This window comes from Leifsonia sp. Leaf336 (assembly GCF_001423695.1).
Classification (GTDB): Bacteria; Actinomycetota; Actinomycetes; order Actinomycetales; family Microbacteriaceae; genus Leifsonia.
The window spans coordinates 841,098-858,078 of record NZ_LMOZ01000001.1; the positions used below are offsets into that span (position 1 = coordinate 841,098).

The 16,981-nt window shown below is 68.3% G+C and carries 16 protein-coding genes and 1 tRNA gene; 9 read left to right on the plus strand and 8 right to left on the minus strand.

The genetic code is table 11. The annotated features are described in order from the left end of the window. The first annotated feature begins 22 nt into the window (after positions 1 to 22). The 3 genes from folP to ASF88_RS04150 are packed head-to-tail and all read left to right on the plus strand — an operon-like array spanning position 23 to position 2,536. Positions 23 to 919 carry a dihydropteroate synthase gene (gene folP / locus ASF88_RS04140; RefSeq protein WP_055916642.1) on the plus strand — a complete coding sequence of 299 codons (897 nt, stop codon included), beginning with the start codon at positions 23 to 25 and terminating at the stop codon, positions 917 to 919. After that, entirely contained in the window at positions 912 to 1,667 is a 756-nt protein-coding gene (locus tag ASF88_RS04145) for a pyrimidine reductase family protein (protein WP_055914606.1), read from the plus strand. Before folP ends, ASF88_RS04145 begins: the two co-directional genes overlap by 8 nt. Further along, the gene (locus tag ASF88_RS04150) at positions 1,664 to 2,536 is read left to right on the plus strand and encodes an aminoglycoside phosphotransferase family protein (protein WP_055914609.1); all 873 of its coding nucleotides are present in this window, start codon (positions 1,664 to 1,666) and stop codon (positions 2,534 to 2,536) included. Before ASF88_RS04145 ends, ASF88_RS04150 begins: the two co-directional genes overlap by 4 nt. Positions 2,537 to 2,553: 17 nt before the next feature. On the opposite strand, the gene ASF88_RS04155 is transcribed toward ASF88_RS04150, so the two are convergent. The 3 genes from ASF88_RS04155 to ASF88_RS04165 are packed head-to-tail and all read right to left on the minus strand — an operon-like array spanning position 2,554 to position 6,433. Beyond that, the gene (locus ASF88_RS04155) at positions 2,554 to 4,197 is read right to left on the minus strand and encodes a DNA repair helicase XPB (protein ID WP_055914612.1); all 1,644 of its coding nucleotides are present in this window, start codon (positions 4,195 to 4,197) and stop codon (positions 2,554 to 2,556) included. 6 nt (positions 4,198 to 4,203) lie between these two features. Beyond that, the gene (locus ASF88_RS04160) at positions 4,204 to 6,084 is read right to left on the minus strand and encodes a helicase-associated domain-containing protein (protein ID WP_055914614.1); all 1,881 of its coding nucleotides are present in this window, start codon (positions 6,082 to 6,084) and stop codon (positions 4,204 to 4,206) included. A gap of 22 nt (positions 6,085 to 6,106) precedes the next feature. Beyond that, complete coding sequence (locus ASF88_RS04165) at positions 6,107 to 6,433, minus strand: hypothetical protein (RefSeq protein WP_235493268.1); 327 nt, start codon at positions 6,431 to 6,433, stop codon at positions 6,107 to 6,109. A 56-nt stretch (positions 6,434 to 6,489) separates the two neighbouring features. On the opposite strand from ASF88_RS04165, the gene ASF88_RS04170 reads away from it, so the two are divergent. Next, positions 6,490 to 6,870, plus strand: a complete 381-nt coding sequence (locus tag ASF88_RS04170; RefSeq protein ID WP_055914617.1) for a cold-shock protein — start codon at positions 6,490 to 6,492, stop codon at positions 6,868 to 6,870. Beyond that, a complete protein-coding gene (locus ASF88_RS04175) occupies positions 6,863 to 7,627 on the plus strand; it encodes a DUF3027 domain-containing protein (RefSeq protein ID WP_055914620.1) in 765 nt (254 codons plus the stop codon). Before ASF88_RS04170 ends, ASF88_RS04175 begins: the two co-directional genes overlap by 8 nt. Here ASF88_RS04175 and ASF88_RS20800 read toward each other — a convergent pair. After that, positions 7,571 to 7,816 carry a DUF2530 domain-containing protein gene (locus tag ASF88_RS20800; protein WP_055914623.1) on the minus strand — a complete coding sequence of 82 codons (246 nt, stop codon included), beginning with the start codon at positions 7,814 to 7,816 and terminating at the stop codon, positions 7,571 to 7,573. The two genes, ASF88_RS04175 and ASF88_RS20800, sit on opposite strands and share 57 nt — an antisense overlap. Before the next feature lie 30 nt (positions 7,817 to 7,846). After that, a complete protein-coding gene (gene serC / locus ASF88_RS04185) occupies positions 7,847 to 8,962 on the minus strand; it encodes a phosphoserine transaminase (protein ID WP_055914626.1) in 1,116 nt (371 codons plus the stop codon). 132 nt (positions 8,963 to 9,094) lie between these two features. On the opposite strand from serC, the gene ASF88_RS04190 reads away from it, so the two are divergent. From ASF88_RS04190 to ASF88_RS04205, 4 genes are all read left to right on the plus strand, one after another. After that, positions 9,095 to 9,784: a metal-dependent transcriptional regulator gene (locus tag ASF88_RS04190; RefSeq protein WP_055914628.1), complete on the plus strand. Its 690-nt coding sequence runs from the start codon at positions 9,095 to 9,097 to the stop codon at positions 9,782 to 9,784. A gap of 222 nt (positions 9,785 to 10,006) precedes the next feature. Further along, on the plus strand, positions 10,007 to 10,933 hold the full coding sequence (locus ASF88_RS04195) for a C40 family peptidase (RefSeq protein WP_055914631.1): 927 nt from the start codon (positions 10,007 to 10,009) through the stop codon (positions 10,931 to 10,933). A 379-nt stretch (positions 10,934 to 11,312) separates the two neighbouring features. Next, positions 11,313 to 11,810, plus strand: coding sequence for an HNH endonuclease (locus tag ASF88_RS04200; RefSeq protein WP_055914634.1), 498 nt, complete (start codon positions 11,313 to 11,315; stop codon positions 11,808 to 11,810). A gap of 42 nt (positions 11,811 to 11,852) precedes the next feature. Then, positions 11,853 to 11,924, plus strand: a tRNA-Arg gene (locus ASF88_RS04205). 246 nt (positions 11,925 to 12,170) lie between these two features. Here the strand turns inward: ASF88_RS04205 and ASF88_RS04210 are convergent. The 3 genes from ASF88_RS04210 to ASF88_RS04220 form a co-directional block, all read right to left on the minus strand. Beyond that, on the minus strand, positions 12,171 to 13,205 hold the full coding sequence (locus ASF88_RS04210; RefSeq protein ID WP_157498213.1) for a hypothetical protein: 1,035 nt from the start codon (positions 13,203 to 13,205) through the stop codon (positions 12,171 to 12,173). Next, positions 13,202 to 15,649, minus strand: coding sequence for a hypothetical protein (locus tag ASF88_RS20280; protein WP_157498215.1), 2,448 nt, complete (start codon positions 15,647 to 15,649; stop codon positions 13,202 to 13,204). Before ASF88_RS20280 ends, ASF88_RS04210 begins: the two co-directional genes overlap by 4 nt. Positions 15,650 to 15,785: 136 nt before the next feature. Next, positions 15,786 to 16,949 carry a tyrosine-type recombinase/integrase gene (locus tag ASF88_RS04220; protein ID WP_055914643.1) on the minus strand — a complete coding sequence of 388 codons (1,164 nt, stop codon included), beginning with the start codon at positions 16,947 to 16,949 and terminating at the stop codon, positions 15,786 to 15,788. Positions 16,950 to 16,981 lie beyond the last annotated feature (32 nt).

Below are 16,981 nucleotides of genomic sequence, written 5' to 3' on the forward strand. Positions count from 1 at the left end.
GACCACTGGGGCCGACCCCGCGATGTACCTCCCGCCGCTCCGCATCCCCGTGCGCACCATCGGCGCGCGCACGTTCGACTTCTCGAAGCGGGTGGCGGTGATGGCCGTGGTGAACCGCACGCCTGACTCCTTCTTCGACCGGGGGCGCACCTTCGCGCTCGACGCCGCCGTCGCCGCATGCTTCGGAGCGGTGGAGGCCGGTGCCGACTGGGTGGACATCGGCGGGGCGCCCTTCGCGCCCGGGGCTCCGATCCCGGTCGCAGATGAGGCGGACCGCGTCGTTCCGGTGATCCAGCAGCTCCGCGCGGGCTCCGACGTCGTCATCTCGGTGGACACCTTCCATGCCGCGGTCGCCCGGGGAGCGATCGCGGCAGGAGCCACCGTCATCAACGACACCACCGGCCTCAGCGACCCCGACCTCGCACGCGTCGTCGCCGACAGCGAGGCGACGCTCGTGCTCACCCACAGCCTCGCGGCTCCGCGCACCTTCTACCCGCGCCCGGTCTACGACGACATCGCCGGCGAGATCGCCGCCTTCTTGCTCGAACGGGTCGAGCGCGCGAACGCCGCAGGGGTGCCGGAGGAGCGGATCATCCTCGACCCCGGCCACGACCTCAACAAGAACACCCTCCAGTCGCTCGAGCTGACGCGCCGGCTCTCCGAGATCGCCGACCTCGGCTATCCCACGCTCGCGGCGGTGTCGAACAAGGACTTCATCGGCGAGACGCTCGACGCGCCGCGCAGCGAACGCCGCGACGGCTCCATCGCGGCCGCCGTGGTCGCGATCGTCAACGGGGCCCGGATCATCCGCATGCACGACGTGGAGGGCTCGGTCACCGCGGCACGCATGACGGAGGCGATCCTCGGCCTCCGCCCGCCGGCCTACCTCAAGCACAACATGGGGGATGTGAATGACTGAGGCGACCATCGACGCGCTCTTCCCGCTGCCCGCGGAGGAGGGCATCGGCGACGCCCGGATCGCCGAGCTCTACAGCGCCGGAGCCGAGCCGACCTGGCTGCGCGTGAACTTCGTCTCCAGCATCGACGGCGCCGCCACCCGGCAGGGCCTCTCCGGCGGCCTCTCCGACGACGCCGACCACCGCGTCTTCGACATCCTGCGCCGGCTGTGCGACGTCGTGGTCGTCGGAGCGGGAACGGTGCGCGCGGAGGGCTACGGCGCGATGCGCGTCGACGAGGTCTCGCAACGCGCACGGCGGGAGGACGGGATGACCGCCCACCCCGTCTTCGCGATCGTCTCCGCGAGCCTCGACCTCGACCCGGCGAGCCCCATCTTCCGGGACGCGCCGGAGCGCCCGATCATCGTCACGACGGAACTCGCACGGCAGGACACCCGGGAGGCGCTCGCCGAGGTGGCCGACGTCGTGATCTGCGGCGAGGAGCGCGTCGAGCCCCGCCGGCTGGTGGAGGTGCTGGTCGCGCGCGGACTGACGCGCATCCACTGCGAGGGAGGCCCGCACCTGTTCGGCGACCTGATCGCGGCGGGCGCCGTCGACGAGCTCTGCCTGACGATCGGCTCGACCCTCGAGGGCGGTGTCGCCTCGCGCATCTCCGCCGGGGCCGCTCCGATCCTCCCCGTCGGGATGCGGCTCGCCCACGTCCTGCAGTCCGGCGACACGCTGCTCCTGCGGTATGTGAAGCGCGGATGACCGACCGCCCGGTCATCGATGTCGCGCTCGTCCGTCGCCTGGTCGACGAGCAGTTCCCGGAATACCGCACGCTGCCCGTCCGGCCCGTCGAGTGGGACGGCTGGGACAACCGGACGTTCCGGCTCGGCGACGAGCTCAGCGTGCGCCTCCCGAGCGCGCGCGGCTACCTCGAGCAGGTGGCGAAGGAGCACGCGTGGCTGCCACGGCTCGCGCCGCGGCTCCCGCTACCGATCCCCGTGCCGGTCGCGAAGGGCGAGCCGGGAGCGGGGTATCCGTTCCCCTGGTCGGTCTATCGCTGGCTGCCGGGGACGCCGTTGGCGCTGGCCGCTGACCTCGACGAGGTGACGCTCGCCGAAGACCTGGGACACTTCCTGGTCGCGCTGCGGGAGGTCGATGCGGCCGGCGGCCCGGCGCCGGGCACCCACAACTTCTTCCGCGGTGACCCGCCCGGCGTCTACCGGGACGAGGCGCTCGCCGCGATCGACGCCGGGGCCAGGGACATCGATCCGCGCGCGGCCCGGCGGATCTGGGACGCCGCCGAGGACTCGCGGTGGGACGCGCCGCCGGTCTGGTTCCACGGCGATGCGGCGCCGGGCAACCTCCTGGTGGCCGACGGACGCCTCTCGGCCGTGATCGACTTCGGCACGTCCGGCGTCGGGGATCCCGCCTGCGACCTGGTGCCCGCGTGGACGATGTTCGACGGCAGCGCGCGTCGCGCATTCGGCGACACCATCGAGCTCGACGACGCGACCTGGGCGCGCGCCAGGGGCTGGGCGTTGTGGAAGGCGCTCATCACCGTCCGCGACGACCCCGACGACGCCGGCTCGCGGCGCACCCTCTCGCGCCTCGCCGCCGACCCCGGCGTCTGACAGGCACGTTCGGGAGCCTACGCCGCGGCCAACGTGTGCGCGTCCAGGATCGTGTACGCGTAGCCCTGCTCGGCGAGGAACCGCTGCCGGTTCTGGGCGAAGTCCTGGTCGACCGTGTCGCGCGAGACCAACGTGTAGAAGTTCGCCGACAGGCCCGACTGCTTGGGCCGCAGCAGCCGGCCGAGGCGCTGGGCCTCCTCCTGGCGCGATCCGTACGAACCGGAGACCTGGATGGCGACCGTGGCCTCCGGGAGGTCGACGGAGAAGTTGGCGACCTTGCTGACCACCAGCACCGGCGTCGTGCCCTCGCGGAACTCCTGGTAGAGCCGCTCCCGCTCGTCCACCGGCGTCGCACCGGTGAGCTGCGGAGCGCCTAGCGCCTCCGCGAGCTCGTCGATCTGATCGAGGTACTGGCCGATCACCAGGATGCGCTCGCCGGCGTGCCGCTCGACGAGCTGCTGCACGACCTCCAGCTTCGCCGGCGCCGTCGCCGCGAGACGGTAGCGCTCGTCGTCCGCCGCCGCGGCGTAGCTGAGCCGGTCGGACGCGGGGAGGTCGATGCGGACCTCGAAACACGCGGCGGGGGAGATGAAGCCCTGCGCCTCGATCTCCTTCCACGGTGCGTCGAAGCGCTTGGGGCCGATCAGGCTGAAGACGTCGCCCTCCCTGCCGTCCTCGCGGACGAGCGTCGCGGTGAGTCCCAGCCGGCGTCGCGCCTGCAACTCGGCCGTCAGCTTGAACACCGGCGCGGGCAGCAGGTGCACCTCGTCGTAGACGACGAGGCCCCAGTCGAGTGCGTCGAGCAGGGCGAGGTGGGCGTACTCGCCCTTCCGCTTCGCCGTGAGGATCTGGTAGGTCGCGATGGTGACCGGCTTGACCTCCTTGACCTGGCCGGAGTATTCGCCGATCTCCTCCGCGGTGAGGGAGGTGCGCTTGAGCAGCTCGTCGCGCCACTGCCGGGCCGAGACGGTGTTGGTCACGAGGATGAGGGTCGTGGTCTTCGCCGTCGCCATCGCCCCGGCGCCGACAAGGGTCTTGCCTGCACCGCAGGGGAGCACGACGACGCCCGACCCGCCGTCGAAGAAGTTGCTGACGGCCTTGCGCTGGTAGTCGCGCAGCGCCCAGTCGCTCTCGTCGAGGTCGATCGGGTGCGGCGTGCCCGGGGTGTACCCGGCGAGGTCCTCCGCGGGCCAGCCGAGCTTCACGAGCTCCTGCTTGAGCTGGCCGCGGGCCCAGGCCTCCACCGTGAAGGCCGTCTCGTCGCGCCGTGCCACGAGCAGAGGTGCGATGCGCTTGGCCGTCGCGACCTCCAGCAGCACCGCGCGGTCGGAGGACCGCAGCAGCAGCGTGCCCTCGTCGTCACGCTCGATGACGAGGCGGCCGTAGCGGGCCACGGTCTCGGAGACGTCGACCGAGACGGTCTGCGGGATGGGGAACTTCGAGTACTTCTCGAGAGTCCCGAGCATGTCCTCGGCGGTGTGCCCGGCGGCGCGTGCGTTCCAGAGGCCGAGCCGCGTGATGCGGTAGGTGTGGATGTGCTCTGGCGCGCGTTCCAGCTCGGCGAAGACGGCGAGGTCGTGGCGAGCGTCCTCCGCCGCGGGATGCGCGACCTCGAGCAGGACGGTGCGGTCGCTCTGGACGATCAGGGGGCCATCGGACATGACCGCTCAGTCTACGCTGCGCAGACCCTTGACGCTGGAGAGGGGCAGGGTGCGCTCGATGTCGGCCGCCCGGTCACGGCCGCGCAGTCGCCCGCCGCCGATGCCGGTCGGCTCCAGCAGGTAGTCGATCAGCTGGCCGTCGGGCATCGCCACCTGGACGACGACCGTCTGGCGCGCGCGCACGGCCTGATCGAGCTGGCGCGCGAGCCACTGCTCACCCGTGTCTTCGTCCGCGGTGTCCTCCTGCCGGATCCGGGCGACCAGCTCGGCGACGGGATCGCGCGCCTCCACGACCGCCCGGGCGGCGGCGGTACGGCGCCGCGGGGTCACGATGGCTCCGGAGGCGTCCTCGGCCACCACGGGATAGCGCACGTCGCTCAGTGCCCAGAACACGACGTCGCGCGGGAACCTGCTGGTGAGCGTCGTGTCGTCGACGCGTCGCAGCCGCAACGACGACAGCGACTGGTCGACCGCGATCGTGCCCAGCAGCATCGCGTCGTCGGAGTGCACCAGGGCGCGGCCGTCGTCGGCCGCGCGCACGCGCACACGGCCGTGACGCTCGACCGCGTCGGAGATGAGGTAGTCGAGCGGCTGCGGAACCCCGGTGAGCGAGACCGAGGCGAGGAACTCGTGGATGGTCGCCGCCGTCTCGCCGGCCGTCACCGCCCGGTCGAGGGAGGCCGCGGAGAACCGGAACGTGGAGGCGAGCGCCCGGCTCTCCAGATCGGCCATCGTGCGCAACCGCGCCTCGATCTCTGGAGCGAGCGGTCCGGGGGAGATCACTGTGAGATCGTGCTGCAGGTAGACCTTCGAGACTTCGGCGGGGAAGTGCGCGACCACCGCGTCCGTCGCGGCGGCCGGTCCGGCCTCCAGGAGGGCCGTGCCGGCGCTGCTCGGGAGGCGACGCGCGGTGATCCCCAGCAGCTCGGCTTCGGCGATGCGCTCGGACGCACGCTCCTGCGCGTCGGTCGGCGACGCCGGGTAGAGCCAGGCGATGTGCGCGCGCAGGCTGTCGTCCCACGGCGCCCGCCTCCGCGACGAGAAGAGCGAGGACAGGTCGGCCGGCAGCGCGGCGAGCCAGGCGGATGCGAGCGCGCGCCAGCGATCGGGGGTCGTGGCGTGCTGCCAGGACGCTGCGTCTGCCGTGGGCAGCCAGAGACCGTCGGCGACGGCGGCCAGCCCGGCCCGACTCGCGACGGACAGGATCGTCGGGACGCTGTCGGCGTCGACCGACAAAGCCTCCGACAGCCGCTTGGAGGCCGGGAGGGCGAGGCCGCCCTTCTGCAGCTCGCGCGCCCCCTCGCGCGCCAGCTCCGCGAGCAGCTCCGACACCGCCGCGACCGCCTCGAAAGCGCGCTCGGCCGCGAGCCGGTCGATCGACGGGAGGTCGGCCTCCGCGGTCACGGGCGGGAGCGGGGGCGGTGCGGTGTCGAGCACGGTCTGGGCGCGGGGGAGGCCGCTCTGCGGGCCGGCCCCCACGCGGGCGGTGACGGCGTCGTACGGGGCGGCAGCGGGCTGTGCCGGGTGGCCGTTCGTCTCGCCTTCCGGGACGGGGTGCACGAGCAGCTGGCCGCTGAGCGCTGCGAGTGCGGCGCCCGCCTGGCGCACGTCGATGCCGGCCGTCGCCGGATGCTCGCCGAGGCGGCGGGCGAGCCACTCGGCGGAGCGCGGGCCGTCCTCTGCGCCGAGCACGATCAGCACGGCGAGCTGGAGGCGGTCGAGAGGTGCGAGGGCGCGCTGCAATGCCTCCGGGTCGAGGAGAGCCTCCGCGAGATCGAAGAAGTCGGAGATGCCCGCCCGGCGCACCGGTCGCGCGCGCAGCGCCTCGACGAGTTCGTCGTCCGGCATCGCGCGCAGCCGCGCGGCCAGAGCGAGCGTCGTCGTCATCGCGCTGGTCCGGCGAGCCGTGTCAGCGACGGCCCTTCGGTCCGGTCTTCGGTTTCGAGGGAGCGGCGGCCGCTGCCTCCGCCTCGGCCCTGGCGGCCTTGCTGCGCTGGCGGCCGGTGACGATGAGGAGAGTGATGAGCAGCAGGAACGCGATCGGCAGCGCGATCAGCGGCAGCAGGATGACCGCAGGCCACACCCCCTGCCCCGAGCCCTGCGCCGGCATCGCGCCGGCGGCGGACCCGATCAGGATGGCCGCGATGCACACCAGCGACACGACGACGAGGGCCGCGACGATGTACGAAAGGACGCGTTGGAGTCGCGATGCCGGAGGCGGGGTCTGCTGGGTCACGAAATCAAGGATAATTGAGGTTGGTCATTCGATCCCCCATGTGAAGTGAGGTTCCCATGCCAACCGGCAAGGTCAAGTTCTACGACGACGAGAAAGGCTTCGGCTTCATCAGCTCCGATGACGGCCAGGAGGTCTTCTTGCACGCCTCGGCGCTGCCCGCGGGCGCGGTGGTGAAGGCGGGATCCCGACTCGAGTTCGGCATCGCCGACGGCAAGCGGGGCGCTCAGGCGCTCTCCGTCCGCGTGCTGGAGGCCCCTCCGAGCCTGGTGAAGATGAAACGCAAGTCGGCCGACGACATGGCGATCATCGTCGAAGACCTCGTGAAGCTGCTCGACGGCATCGGCGCCAACCTGCGCCGGGGCAAGTACCCCGACAAGGCGCACGGCGCCAAGATCGCGGCCGTGCTGCGCCGGGTTGCGGACGACCTGGATGCCTGACGACGGCACGCGCGAGGAGGCAGCGGGCGGCGAGCAGGTCGACGGCGAGTGGAGCGGCGACGTCAGCGACCTCGTCGCGGCCGTTCCGCTCGCGCGGGCGGCGCTGGCCGAGATCACTCCGGAGTCCACCATCGGCGAGCCCCTCGGGCACGTCGTGGAGGGTGAGGGCGTCGTCTCGCTGCACTTCGCGTCCTCTCTCGCCGGGTACCCCGGCTGGCACTGGACCGTCACCGTGGGCCGTGCCGACGACGACGCGCAGCCGACCGTGCTGGAGGCCGAGCTGATGCCCGGCGACGACGCCCTGCTCGCGCCCGACTGGGTTCCGTGGTCGGAGCGTCTCGCTGAGTACCAGGCCGCCCAGGAGGCTCTCGCAGCCGAAACCGAGGAGGCCGGAGCCGAGGGCGACGAGGAGGACGACGACGCCGTCGACGGCGACTACGACGACGATGACGACGAGTCCGACGACGACGAATCCGACGATGAGGACGAGTCCGACGACGACCACGACATCCACGACCTCCACGGCGACGACGACCTCGACGGCGTCGACATCGACTCGGTCGACGTCGGGTACGACGAGCGCACCGATGTCGACTCGGAACTCGACCTCGCCTCCGAGGAGGCCGCGGCGCTCGCGGACGACGAGGACGCCGAGGAATCGGACACCGAGGATTCCGCCGACGACGAGTCCGCCGACGACTCAGCGGTGGCGGCGAGCGCGGGTGATGCTGAGGTAGGCGAAGCCGAGCAGGCCTAGAGCGATCCCGACGATCACCGTCCAGATCCACCAGCCGCCTCCCGCGGCGGTGATCGGGGCGGCGAAGACGAGCGTCGGGATCAGCGCGAGCACCCAGAGCGCGAGGCCGACGAGCACCGCCCGCCGGTCGTCCGTGGGAACGGGGACCGGATCGGGTCGGCGCTCGTCGTCACGCAGCCACAGCCGCACGGTCGCTCCTCCTGCTCAGCCCGGTCGTGATCAGCCCAGTCGCTCGACCACGTACTCGACGCAGTCGATCAGCGCCCGCACGTCGTCCGGCTCGATGGCCGTGAACGTCGCGATGCGGAGCTGGTTGCGGCCGAGCTTGCGGTACGGCTCGGTGTCGACGATGCCGTTGGCGCGCAGAGTCTTGGCGACGGCGGCGGCGTCGATCTTCTCATCGAAGTCGATGGTGACGACCACCTGCGAGCGGTGGGCGGGGTCGGCGACGAACGGCGTCGCGTAGTCGACGCTCTCGGCCCAGGAGTAGAGGGCGCCCGACGACTCCGTGGTGCGCGCGTCGGCCCAGCCGAGGCCGCCGTTGGCGTTCATCCACTCGATCTGGTTCTCGAGGAGAACGAGGGTGGCCACCGCCGGCGTGTTCAGCGTCTGGTCGAGGCGCGAGTTGTCGATCGCGTTCTTGATGCTGAGGAACTCGGGGATGTAACGGTCGGTCGCGGCGATCCGCTCGACGCGCTCGATCGCTGCCGGGGAGAAGAGCGCGAGCCAGAGGCCGCCGTCGGACGCGAAGTTCTTCTGCGGCGCGAAGTAGTAGGCGTCGGTCTCCGTCACGTCGAAGTCGACGCCGCCGGCCGCGCTCGTCGCGTCGATCACCGTGAGGGCGCCGGCGTCGCCGTTCACGCGCTTCACAGGAGCCATGACGCCGGTGGAGGTCTCGTTGTGCGGCCAGGCGTAGACGTCGACGCCGGCCTCCACCTCGGCCTCCGCGCGCGAACCGGCCGGGGCCTCGATAACGCGGGGAGCCTGCAGCCACGGGGTCTTCGCCGCCTTGGCGAACTTGCCGCCGAACTCGCCGAAGACCAGGTTCTCGCTGCGCTGCTCGATGAGCGAGAACGCCGCCGCGTCCCAGAACGCCGTCGAGCCGCCGTTGCCGATGACGACCTCATAGCCCTCGGGCAGCCGGAACAGGTCGGAGAGGCCGGAGCGGACTCGGCCCACCAGGTTCTTCACCGGCGCCTGCCGGTGGGAGGTGCCGAGCAGCTCGGCACCGGGGCCGGCGAGGTAGGCCACCTGCTCGGGGCGCACCTTGGACGGGCCGCAGCCGAATCGTCCGTCGGCGGGCAGGAGGTCGGTGGGAATCGTCACGTCCGGCATAACAGAAGTGTATTGGCTGTTGGTAGTCGAGACGGCCCGCGGACGACCGTCTCCGGGGCGGCGTCACCTCGCTGTCACCCGGAACAAGTAGGCTCGTACGCGATATTCGCGCGCCCGCAGGTGGAGGGGTTCATGACCGACCTGATCGACACGACCGAGATGTACCTTCGCACCATCCTGGAGCTGGAGGAGGACAACATCGTCCCGCTGCGCGCGCGCATCTCCGAGCGGCTGGGGCACTCCGGCCCGACCGTCTCCCAGACGGTGGGGCGCATGGAGCGCGACGGCCTGGTCGTCGTCTCCGGCGACCGGCACCTCGAGCTCACCGACGACGGTCGCAGGAAGGCCGTGCACGTCATGCGCAAGCACCGCCTCGCCGAGCGGCTGCTCAGCGACGTGATCGAGCTCGAGTGGGAGTACGTGCACGAAGAGGCGTGCCGCTGGGAGCACGTGATGAGCGAGCAGGTCGAGCGCAAGCTGCTGACGATGCTCGGCCACCCCACCGAGTCGCCGTACGGCAACCCCATCCCCGGACTCGGCGAGCTGGGGGCGCCCGACGCGGCCTCCACCGAGAACCTGGTCAACCTCGTCGACGTCGTTCGCGGCGGCGATTCCGAGGTGACTGCCAGGATCCGCCGGCTCGGCGAGCCCGCGCAGGTCGACCCCGAACTCCTGCTCCAGCTCAAGCAGGCCGGGGTCTTTCCCGGGTCCACCGGCACATTCGCCGCGGTGGGATCGTACGTGTCCGTGCAGATCGACGGCTTCGAGAACGGGCTGGAACTGCCGAACGAGCTCGCGGCGCACATCTTCGTCGAGGGGTGATTTCCCGTTACCGATTTGTTAGAAATCGGGTTAAACAATGTGACAAATCGCGGGACGTCCCGTAGTCTCTTACGAGTCCGAACGGGCCAGAAGCCGGCCCATCAGGACCCCGACCGGGACGCTCCAACCCCCTGAGACCCGTCTCCTGGCCGGTGAAGCCGAAAGCGATTGCATCAGGCGGGGGCAGCTCCCTAGTGCTGCCGGAGCGCGAGAGGATGCACTTTGGCCCACTCCGGTACGCCCGATCCTGCCCAGGACCGAGCCCCCCACGAACTGGACATCACCTCTTCGACCCCGTCGACCCCCGACGTCGTTTCTCGACGGTCGCTGCGTAATGCGGAGGCCTCGACCTCCGCAGTCCGCGCCCCGAAGCCGAAGACCGCGGCGTCGACTTCCGTCGTCGCTGCGTCCGAGAAGGCCAAGCCCGCCGCGAAGAAGCGCAAGGGCGGATGGGCGCTCAACGTCGCGGTCATGACCGTCGCGACGGGCATCATCGCCACCATGTCGATCCCGGCCTTCGCTCTGCAAGAGGGCGGCCAGTCCGCCGCGTTCGGCCCGAGCGCCGCGGATGCCATGAAGAAGGCGCAGGCGCAGACCGTCGAGGTCGCCGGCGGAGTCGCCGCCGCCGCGGTCAGCCGGGACGCCGCAACGGCCACCAGCCAGCAGCAGCTCGACGCGCAGAAGGCCGCCACGGCCGCAGCCGCCGCAGCGGAGGCCGCCCGCCAGCGCGCGGCCGCATCGTTCGCGAGCTACGCCAGCTACAGCGGCCCGACCGTCACCGACTTCCTCGCGAACCCGCCGTACCCGAGCTTCAGCCTGTCGCAGGTGTTCTCGGTGGCGCAGCAGTACATCGGCACCCCGTACGTCTACGGAGGTTCGACCCCCGCCGGCTTCGACTGCTCGGGATACGTCATGTACGTGTACGCGCAGTTCGGCATCTCGCTGCCGCACTCGGTGTCGGGTCAGGCCGCGATGGGCAAGCGCATCTCGATCCAGGACGCGCAGCCGGGCGACATCGTCATCATGTCGGGCCACGACGGTTTCTACGCGGGCAACGGCAACATCATGGACGCGCCCGACACGGGCCGCTCGATCTCGATCCGGCCGATCTGGACCAGTGACTACTACATCGTCCGGTTGGGTATCTGACGACCCAACCCGCGGTGAACACTGCGGATCTCGCTCCGGGAATGGCGTGCCACGAATAGGTGGCGCGCCATTTCTGCGTTACTCTGTTGCCCTGGCGCAGTGCCAGGCAGCCGTGCAGATCGGAGAATCCGATGGCCGAGTGGACCCGAGTGCGGTCACCGAAGGTGGCCACCGGGGACGAGCGCGGCCTCCACGCAGGCCGTTCTGAGGGCCGCGATCGCCGCCTGCTGCCTCGCCGCGACTTCCTCGCCTGCCGCCACCATGTCGAGGCCTGCCACCGCCACCATGTGGTGTGCCGCCACCATGCCGCCGTCTTCCAGGGCGCTGTCCGTTCGGACAGTGCCCTTTTTGTTTGCCTCGCACACCCGAAAGGTCGCAGATGAAGACACTGGTCCTCAACGCCGGCTACGAACCACTCGCGGTCGTCTCCTTCAAGCGCGCAATCGTGCTCGTCATGAATCAGAAGGCCACCGTGCTCGCGAGCGATGCGGATCACCCCGTCTGGAGCATCTCCGGACGGTACGACCGGCCCTCGGTGATCCTGCTCACCCGCTACGTGCGCATCCCGCACGGCCGGGCGGTGCCGGTCTCCCGACGCGGTGTGCTGCGACGCGACGCTCACCGCTGCGGCTACTGCGGCAAGACGGCGACCACCATCGACCATGTCCTCCCGCGCTCGCGGGGAGGGGCGGACAGCTGGGAGAATCTCGTCGCCTGTTGCCTGCGCTGCAACAACGTGAAAGGCGACCGCACCCCGGGCGAGATGGGCTGGAGTCTGAAGCTCACTCCGCGTGCCCCGCACGACAGCTCGTGGGTCGTGCGCGGCGTGGAGGGCGGCCAGGCGGAGTGGCGCGACTACCTGGGGGTGGCGGCGTGACGGCGCAGGCGCAGGGCGGCCTCCGGTAGGCTGGAAGGACTGGCCTCTGTAGCTCAATGGAAGAGCTGCTCCGTCCTAAGGAGAAGGTTGGGGGTTCGAGTCCCTCCAGGGGCACCTTTTTAGTGCAGCAAAAGTTCTGGTCAGAGCCGAAATTCGAGCATTGCATAACGCTCGATATTCACGATTTGCCCACATTTTGCCCACAGAATCGCCGGAAAACTCTACGCAACTCTAAGCACCCTTACGTGACCTCGGATGCAGTCCTGTAGAGCGCCTCTCACTCGGTCAGCGCGCCTGTCGCTTGAAGCAGAGCCGGACAACTACCGCCGGCAAAGAGATGCCCGAAGACCGGGAACGGGTTCAAAGATCGAGGCCCTCCCGCGCGCCTCTGAGGACCTTGATGCCGACGCGAATTCGGGTTTCGCCGTGGTCCATCGTGAGAGAAGTGGACTCAACGATTCCGACCTCGTCGATCGCGGCGTCTGGTACGTACACGAGGCCGCCGACGTGAACCACCTCGTTGACCGAGAACTCGGCGTGGTCACCGTCCAGGTCGATTTGGTCAACGGCGGAGAGCACGCTCGGCCGGTCGAATTCGACGAAGTAATCCAGGCTCGTTTCGAGCGTTGTCTGGAGCAGATCGTTGAGGACGTCGAACGATCGAGCGTAGTTGGCTGCGTCGCCGGTCAGCGAGTCCAGCGCGCCCTCAAGCTTGTCGTGTCTGAACTCTAGCCTTCTGATTAGATTTCCCGGCTCAAATTGATCGACTGCCTCGCTGCGAACCTCGTGACGCAGACTCGTGTTCACTCTGCGCAGCTGGTCGATATCGCTCGCGGTGAGAGCGGCCTGCGCACCCTCAAATTGACGCCACTCCTCTTCATGAATGAAAGCTTCGGCCACCCTTGCAGCGGCTTCCCCAAGTTCCCGCCCGCTGCCGGCAACTCTGGGAGGCGCGGACATCAACTGGTAGCCAGCGGCAAAATCTTGACGTGCCCAAGGGATGTGGTGGATTTGGTCAGACGATACGAGAGGTGCGCCGTCAACGAGTTGTGGTACGCGCAACATGGGGAAGCCCGGAAGCTGTGCACGCATCCAGCCGAGCTGCAGCCTGTATGTCGTCGCGACCTTCGTCGCGTCGCTCAGCCATTCGGCAAGGCCGGGCGGCGCTTCGGCGCCCGCTAAGAACGGGCTCTGGCTCATGAGATGGTAGAAATGTGCGACCCGAAGAGGGCCGGAGCGACCGCCCCCGGCTTGCATCATCTCGATTCGTTCAGGAAGACCGGTGCGCGGAGACCGGTGACGGCTCGGCATTTGCGCAAGCACCCGCCGGACGTCTTCTTCCGCGCGCCATGCCCCGGCGAGACTCTCGATCTGCTTCCACAGCAGGGAACTCATGACAGCCAGCCCCTTCTGCCAACGAGTGATTCGATCGCGCTCCGCACCGTTTCCGTCGCCGCGCGACCGCCGCCGCCTGAGCAATAGTTCATAACTGTCGTACGGGCGCCATCGTCATTGCCGACGCTTGGATCGGTCTCGATAGTCACGTGAACGTCAGGGGCGGCCCAGTAGGTCAGCGTCCAGTCGCACGCACCGAAGTTGTCTACGGCGCCGCCGACTCGCGCATGTACGCCAGTGGGCCCAATCTCGTCGGCCAACGCTCGACTCTGCATGCCGGGAAATAGCGCGACGCAATCCCTAAGCGCACGTTGGCGTTCCTTCGCTACCAGTTGTACCGCTGCGCGTGCAGCGTCGGCGTCTGTGGGTCTCTGCACCCGGCTCGACGGTGGAGGTTTGAGGCGCGTCAGGAGATTGAGTCTCCAGAGGCGGACCGCCGCAGCAAGAGGTCCGTCGTCCGGATCGAGTACGACCGTAGGCCCCCCGGTTTGCATCATGGCGGTGCGCCGGCCGTCAGGAAGCTCGCGAAGCGTGACCGACACCTCGGCGTCCAACAGCACTTGAAGCAGTGCACTCGTAGAGGTGGCCACCTCCTTGACGGATAGCGCAGGCTTGTCGCTTATAGACGCGGCGAACGCGACAAACGGGATGTCGCGAACGATGAGATGGCCCATCTCCATAGCCATCGATCGTCGTTGCTCTGTAGCGAACCTGATCCACTGTTCGTCACTCGCGAGCAGGCGTGAAGGGAGGTCAATCATTCCGTGGGAGATTGCCCTGGCGGCGAGGTAATCCGCGATCGAGTCGTGAAACGGAACGATAACCCCGGACTGATTCAGGACGTTGGTGATACCGCTATGCGAGGCGAACTCTCTAACTTCGCGCCCCGAAACGTTCAGCTCGGGGTGAGCGTCGGCGATGGAATCTGTCAATTGAATCCACTCGTACGCATCCGAATAGCGGCGCTGCAGTGATACCAGGTGTGCGAAGGTCTCTTCGAGAACTGCCAACAACGCGCCGCTCGCACTACCTGCCGCGCGAGCGGCGAGTTCGTCGACGAATGTGGCGTACACCTCGGAGCGGTTTAGTTCATCCGTCCCGCTCCGCGCGAGGCTTCGGACGTAAAGAGTCAGAAGGAACGGGTTCCGAGCCCCGTCACCGAGCTGATGGTCGGCTCGTTGCAGTACGGTCCTCCGGACGTGCTCCGAAACGGCTCTGTCGAGAAGTCGACATACGATTTCATTGGCCCTGTCATGGCCGAGTGGTTCGACGGCGTATTCGGCGTAACGGACACCGGACGGCAGGAGAGCTCTTAGAGCCGCAATGCTGCGGCCTACAACGATGATCTTGGCCGTACCCGGACGCGACAGGAGCACTCGGAGATCGGACGCCAGGGACCGGGCCGCCTCGGCAGGAATCTCGGAAGCGCCGTCTATGACGAGGGTCACGGCGGAATCGGCCAGGATTTGGCGTCCCGTGGAAGGTGGCAACGCACGACCGATCGCGAAGCCGAGGGAGTCTGCGGCAAGTGCGTCGAGGCGGCCGGCGATATATGTCTCTGCCCGAGCCAGGATTACGGTGCGCCCCGCTCGTGCGGCGTGATTCTGTAGCAATCGGGTCACGCTGGATTTTCCTGTTCCCGTTCCCCCGCTCAGGGTCGCTGGACAGTCCTCGCCGATGGCAAATGCTGGCGCGGACTCTGCACCCGCCTCAAGGCGGTGCACCGAAAGGTCCACAAGATCCATCGGAAGTCTCAGCACGGCGTCGAAATGGTCGCCCACCAGGCCACCCGGCCATCGCGAATCGGGTGGTTGCCCGGCGAGCCCTCCGACGATATCCCGGAGTTCGGCTTCAGAGACGATGCGTTCCTCTGGGTCCTTGCGGCCGGCGCGTTCGGTCAACACCCGAAACAGAGTGTTCACTGTCTGCATGGCAGCTTCGCTCACACCAGCCGAGCGAATTAGAGGATCAACAAAAGCCGCGGCGCGACGATCGGCGCTCGCGAGGAGGCTGCCAACGGTGTCGGGAGCAACCTTGACGAAGCTGTTGCGAAGACGTCGTGCCTTGTCATGTCCGACAAAACTGATAAGGCCTTGGGTATTTCCGTCGCGGCTTGCATCAAGCGCGGCTACAAAGTTCTGGGCGCCAGGACCGAGGACTCCGTCGGTGACGAAGGTGAATATTGCCCCATCGTCATCGCCTTCGAGCCATTTCTCGAAAATCCCGATAACAAGTGCAGGAGTCCAGGGCGTCCCAGCACGCGTCTTCGCCTGCAGCGCTTCCAAGCGGCGCCCGTTAGCATCGAGCACCTCTAGGTCGACGATGTCGTCCATACCTTCGACGCGCAGTGAGTGTCCAAGACCAGCTTCAACGATGTCGAGGGCGAGATGCACGGCCTGCGCTTGTTGGTATCCGATTCCCCTGAAGGTGTCGGTGCCGGCCATCCGCCAAGTATGGCATTGACCCGAACGGTCGGTATGAAATGGCAGCCGCGCTCTTGGCTTTGTGCTCTTGATGTCCGCCACAAACGCACCGGGATTGCGCACAGCTCGTCATCGACCATTGCCAGGCAAGAGACTCTCAATCGGACCATAGCGAACCGCTACTTTCCTCTAACACACGGTCATTGAGTCGATCGGCGACCGATCCGAGATCGTCTTCGAAGAGATCCGCGTACGTGTCGAGGGTCATCGCAGCCGACTTGTGCCCGAGCATTCGCTGGAGGGCTTTGACGTTGGCGCCGGCGCTTACGGCCAGGCTGGCGGCAGTGTGCTTAAGGTCGTGCGGAGTCATGTGCTCGAGTCCCGCATCGCGCAAAGCGTTAAGCCACCAGGATTGCCGGTTCCGGGCTGTGTCTGGTCGAGCAAGGTAGCCGCCGGCACGGGCGGGGAACACGAGCTCGTTTCGCTTTTTCCCAGCGATGAGCGCCTCGAGGCGAGGAGCGAGGAATGCTGGGAACGGTACCGAACGAGCCTCCCAACTCTTTGGCGGTCCGACGTGGATGAGGCCGTCCACTTCTGTCGCGGTCTGGTGGATGGCCAGACGGCAACGGTCAAGGTCGATGTCGTTCACGGTGAGCGCGACAGCTTCGCCCCACCGGATGCCGGTGTAGGCCAGTGTCAACACGAGCACGCTGCGCTTGTCATCGGGCACCGCTCGTGCGAAGCGGAAGACCTCCTCGTTGGTCAGATACCGGCGACGCTTCTTGGTTCCCTTTCGTGGAAGGTTGCTCGCACCCCGAGCGGGGTTCGCCGGAATCCTGCCATCGCGTACCGCAACATCGAGGATCCCGGCGAGGATCCCCACCGCGCGCAGGACGACGCCTGCCGATCGTGGCTTACCGGCATTGCCCGCGCGGACCCGCACCGTGACAGCCTTGCCCTGGCTCAGTTCTCGGATCCACCTCTCGACTGCAGAGGGGCGAATCGCGCCGATCGGTGTCGCCGCCCAGCGCGGCTCGACGTAAACCCGCCAGGCGATGCGGATGGGGGAGAAGCTGGAGGGTTTGAGGGCCTGCTCCCTGTTGGCGAGCCATTCCTCGGCGAGCTCACCGACAGTGATCTTGGATTGAGACGCCTCGAAGTAGGTCCCCTTCATCATCGCGACTTCGACGGTTGCGTTGTAAAGCTCCGCTTCGCGCTTGGTGCGGAACCCGCGCTTCTCGCGTTGCTGGCGTTCGGGGTCGCGCCAGCGCACGCGATAGCGCCGGCCTTTGGCCGATTCGTAAGCGTCGATGCTTCCCACTCGCAGAACCTAACTCTGGCCACCGACGAGGC

Coding starts and splice junctions, on each gene's coding strand:
- folP (WP_055916642.1), top strand. CDS start 23: ATGTACCTCCCGCCGCTCCGCATCCCCGTGCGCACCATCGGCGCGCGC.
- ASF88_RS04145 (WP_055914606.1), top strand. CDS start 912: ATGACTGAGGCGACCATCGACGCGCTCTTCCCGCTGCCCGCGGAGGAG.
- ASF88_RS04150 (WP_055914609.1), top strand. CDS start 1,664: ATGACCGACCGCCCGGTCATCGATGTCGCGCTCGTCCGTCGCCTGGTC.
- ASF88_RS04155 (WP_055914612.1), bottom strand. CDS start 4,197: ATGTCCGATGGCCCCCTGATCGTCCAGAGCGACCGCACCGTCCTGCTC.
- ASF88_RS04160 (WP_055914614.1), bottom strand. CDS start 6,084: ATGACGACGACGCTCGCTCTGGCCGCGCGGCTGCGCGCGATGCCGGAC.
- ASF88_RS04170 (WP_055914617.1), top strand. CDS start 6,490: ATGCCAACCGGCAAGGTCAAGTTCTACGACGACGAGAAAGGCTTCGGC.
- ASF88_RS04175 (WP_055914620.1), top strand. CDS start 6,863: ATGCCTGACGACGGCACGCGCGAGGAGGCAGCGGGCGGCGAGCAGGTC.
- serC (WP_055914626.1), bottom strand. CDS start 8,962: ATGCCGGACGTGACGATTCCCACCGACCTCCTGCCCGCCGACGGACGA.
- ASF88_RS04190 (WP_055914628.1), top strand. CDS start 9,095: ATGACCGACCTGATCGACACGACCGAGATGTACCTTCGCACCATCCTG.
- ASF88_RS04200 (WP_055914634.1), top strand. CDS start 11,313: ATGAAGACACTGGTCCTCAACGCCGGCTACGAACCACTCGCGGTCGTC.
- ASF88_RS04210 (WP_157498213.1), bottom strand. CDS start 13,205: ATGAGTTCCCTGCTGTGGAAGCAGATCGAGAGTCTCGCCGGGGCATGG.
- ASF88_RS20280 (WP_157498215.1), bottom strand. CDS start 15,649: ATGGCCGGCACCGACACCTTCAGGGGAATCGGATACCAACAAGCGCAG.